This window comes from Oribacterium sp. (genome assembly GCF_057249185.1).
This window is the reverse complement of record NZ_DBHIGR010000220.1, coordinates 1-2,966: the sequence shown is the minus strand read 5'-3', so window position 1 is coordinate 2,966 and position 2,966 is coordinate 1. Positions and strand designations below refer to the sequence as shown.

Genomic DNA, 2,966 nt, shown 5'->3' with positions numbered 1-2,966 from the left:
GAATGAAGTTACAGTAACGGGGGATAATCTGCGTACCGTGTCTGTTTTCAGTTCTCCCGTACATTTCCGGGGAGGAAGAGAGGGTTTGTTTTCGGAAAATCAGCCCTACCTTTCCGTGCTTCCCAAGGGAAACGGTTTACTGGCTGTTTTGGGCTATGACTTATCCGAAGTAGAGCGCTATGCTACGGAAGACAGCTCCTATGTAGGCAGACTGCTTCTTGCCCTCTATGGGCAAAATCGTTTGGATAACCTGTCCATATCCGCATCGGAAAAAAGCTTAAAGCAGTACTGGGATTTAGAGGAGCTGATGAATCTTTCCGATTTAAGTAAGCTCCCCTCCCTGGCCTTATATTTTGCCATTCTCTTTCCCAGTCTGATTTTTCTGGGGCCGGGGCTTTATCTTTTGATGCGTTCTCAGGGCAATTTAAAATACTATCGTTTGAGTATTCTGCTGTTTTCCCTCTTTTTGGGGGTAATTGTCTGGTCCCTGGGGATGGGAACCCGTTTTAACGGAAGCTTTCTTTCATACCTGAAGCTTTCGCAAATTACGGAAGATACGGTGGAGGAACAGAATTACATTAATTTGCGTTCTCCCAATGAAAACAATATCAGTCTTTCCGTAAAGCCCGAATATACCGTGAATCCCATTGTAAAGGGAATGGATTTTACCGGAGATCTTACGGAGCTTTTGCAAAAGGAAGATTTGCATCGGATGGATATTCGTAGAGACAGAGAGGAGTCTTTGATTCATATCATCAAGAGTGATGCCTTTGCTCCTCATTATTTTAATATCAATAAAAAATCCGCCAATGCCAAGGGAGATATTCAGGGCAGCATCCATTATTATCAGGGAAAGATTAGCGGAAAACTGAAAAATACCACGGAATACACCTTCTATGACAGCTTCTTCTATCTCTTCGGCAGGATGGTGAAGTGTGGAAAATGGGAGAGCGGGGCGGAAATAGACCTGTCTACCCTGGAGAGCACAGCCATACCTGTGGGAGATTACGAGTACAGCAGCAATCTGATCAGTAGCGGAAACGGAAAGAATTTTCTTCGGTATATCTTAAGTGAAAGATTGCACGGCTATTTTTCTGATGCTCGATTCTTCGGCTTCATTCGAGAGGAGCAGTTGGGCTTTACTGAAGAGAAGAATCTTGAAAAATACGGCGTACACATTCTTACCCAGTCCGTGGCTTTGGACCGGAAGGAAGGCGACAGCATAGAGTACTGTGCTCTTTCCAGAGATCCTGTGGTGTCCAGCGGAGAATACGACTTACAGACCAATACCATGAATCCCATGATTCCCTTGGAAATTCATTATCCCCTGGGGGAGGAGCAGAATATTGAAGGGATCCGTTTTGAAAAGATAGAGCTGGAGGATGGAAAACTTTTACAGAATTTTCAGGGAAATATGGCTCTTTACAATTATCAGACAGGAGGCTATGACCTGCTTCCCTCCAAGGACGGAACTCTGGAAGGAGAGAAGCTCACTCCCTATTTAAGTGAGAAAAAGGAGCTGAATATCCGCTTCGTACCGAAGGAAAGCAATGTTTCTCCTCAAATCAGGCAGTACCTGCCTCAGATTTATGTTGTGGCAAAGGAGGAAGCATGATTCAATTCCAAAATGTAAAAAAAAGCTATGGCGGCATAAAGGTGATTGAAGACTTCTCCTTAGAGGTTTCCGATGATCAGATTTTTGGCCTGCTGGGACTTCCGGATACCGGAAAATCCACTCTTGTGAATCTGCTTATGGGGCTTTATCCCCTGGATAGCGGTCATATCTTTATCGATGATATGGAGGCAGGTTCCGGACTGAGGAGACTCAAGCGAAGACTGGGCTATGTGCCCAATATTCCGGGAGTTTATCCCCAAATGCGGGTGGGAGAATACCTTGCGTTTTTTGCCTCCTGTTATTCTATGGAGGAAAGCCGTATTCGAGGAAGAATTCGACTGCTTCTGGAAATGTCCGGTCTTTTGGCTTGGGAGGACAGTGCCATGGAGCTTTTGCCCAAGGCAGCTTTACAGAAGCTTTCCTTTGTTCGAGCCATTCTGCACGACCCCAAAATTCTGATTATTGATGAAGCTTTGGCAGGATTGGATCCAAGAACACTGGAAGAAATCAAAACCATGCTGTTAGATTATCAAAGTCAGGGAAAAAGCATTTTTATGACAGGCTCTTCCTTAGGAGAGGTGTCGGACTTTTGCACCCATCTGGGCTTTTTGCATCAGGGGAAAATGATTCGGAGCGGATCCGTGTCACAGATCACCCGGGAGCTCAGCATGCAAAATCCCATTATTATACAAGTGCAGGGGAAGAGCACAGGGCTTATGCAGGCTTTGAAAAATGAGCCCAAAGTCAAGTCTATAAGCCTTCGGGAAAATGAAATTCGGGTCGGCTTTTCGGGAACCCGGGAGGAAGAGGCCGAGCTTTTACAAAATATAGTGGAAAGCGGAATTAAGCTGTATTCCTTCTATAGAGAACAGGGCAGTATCGAGGGCGTTTTGTTTCAAAAATCTCAAGAGGAAAGGAGTCTTTTGTCCTATGAAAGAGAATCCGATATGGAGTAAGGACAGTTTGCTGGGAAACCGAAGTTTGTTTCTTCCTATGCTGATTTTCTTTACCAATCTTTTGCTCTTTGTGCTTTTATTCGGAAATCTCTATTATATTTCTCTAAACGCACAGCAGACGGGAGAAATTCGTTACGCCATGTTTAACCGCTTTTATTATTATGTAGGCGGCGGTCTTTTCGTTTTTCTTCTGCTTTTGGCTCCTGCCCTAAGTGCTTCCAGTATTACCCAGGAAAGAGAGCAAAACAACTTAGCTCTGCTTTTGTGTACGGATTGTACGGAAAAGACCATACTACAGGGAAAGCTCATAGCCTATATGTCCACCCATCTGACTTTACTTTCCTCCACAGTTCCTTTTTTGGCTACCTTATATATCTATGGCGGAATTTCCGGCA

General features: G+C 44.5%; 2 protein-coding genes and 1 pseudogene. All 3 read left to right on the top strand.

Going from position 1 to position 2,966, the window contains the following annotated elements; all coding sequences use genetic code 11:
* Positions 1–1,615: hypothetical protein (locus tag ACO4PX_RS09660; RefSeq protein ID WP_485572471.1), on the top strand; the 1,615-nt coding region annotated here is incomplete at its 5' end.
* The gene (locus tag ACO4PX_RS09655) at positions 1,612–2,571 is read left to right on the top strand and encodes an ABC transporter ATP-binding protein (protein ID WP_315375996.1); all 960 of its coding nucleotides are present in this window, start codon (positions 1,612–1,614) and stop codon (positions 2,569–2,571) included. The genes ACO4PX_RS09660 and ACO4PX_RS09655, both read left to right, overlap by 4 nt.
* Positions 2,546–2,966: pseudogene (locus tag ACO4PX_RS09650) on the top strand (ABC transporter permease); the annotation flags it as partial. The gene ACO4PX_RS09655 and the pseudogene ACO4PX_RS09650, both read left to right, overlap by 26 nt.